The organism is Phytopseudomonas dryadis, from assembly GCF_004327355.1.
Taxonomy (GTDB): domain Bacteria; phylum Pseudomonadota; class Gammaproteobacteria; order Pseudomonadales; family Pseudomonadaceae; genus Aquipseudomonas; species Aquipseudomonas dryadis.
In genome coordinates this window covers 1-477 of sequence record NZ_QJUM01000083.1, presented here as the reverse complement: position 1 = coordinate 477, position 477 = coordinate 1, and the positions used below count along the sequence as shown (strand labels likewise).

General features: G+C 41.5%; 1 protein-coding gene. It reads left to right on the top strand.

The window, feature by feature from the left end; all coding sequences use genetic code 11:
* Positions 1–135 precede the first annotated feature (135 nt).
* Positions 136–477, top strand: a 342-nt coding sequence (gene rsgA, locus DNK34_RS25310) for a GTPase RsgA (RefSeq protein ID WP_131199544.1), incomplete at its 3' end; no start/stop codon positions are given.

Genomic DNA, 477 nt, shown 5'->3' with positions numbered 1-477 from the left:
AGAGCCGACTGAACGAACGATCGAACTAAAGATTGAACCCGGCCAAAAAGGGTACTATCAAGTAATGGTAAACAATAAAGTTGTCAGCTACAAAACCATTGAGTATCCAAAAGATGAATAACAAGGAGGGAAAATATGCCTGAGGGCAAAATTATTAAGGCGCTAAGCGGCTTTTACTATGTACTGGATGAATCAGAGGATTCAGATAAAGTAATACAATGCAGAGGAAGAGGCATTTTCAGAAAAAACAAAATTACCCCTCTTGTCGGTGATTACGTTGTGTATCAAGCTGAAAATGACAAAGAAGGATATCTAATGGAAATTAAAGAAAGAACCAACGAGCTTATCAGGCCGCCAATTTGCAACGTTGATCAAGCGGTCCTGGTTTTCTCAGCGGTTCAGCCTTCTTTCAGCACGGCATTGCTCGACCGCTTCCTGGTTCTCGTTGAGGCCAATGATATTCAGCCGATTATATGC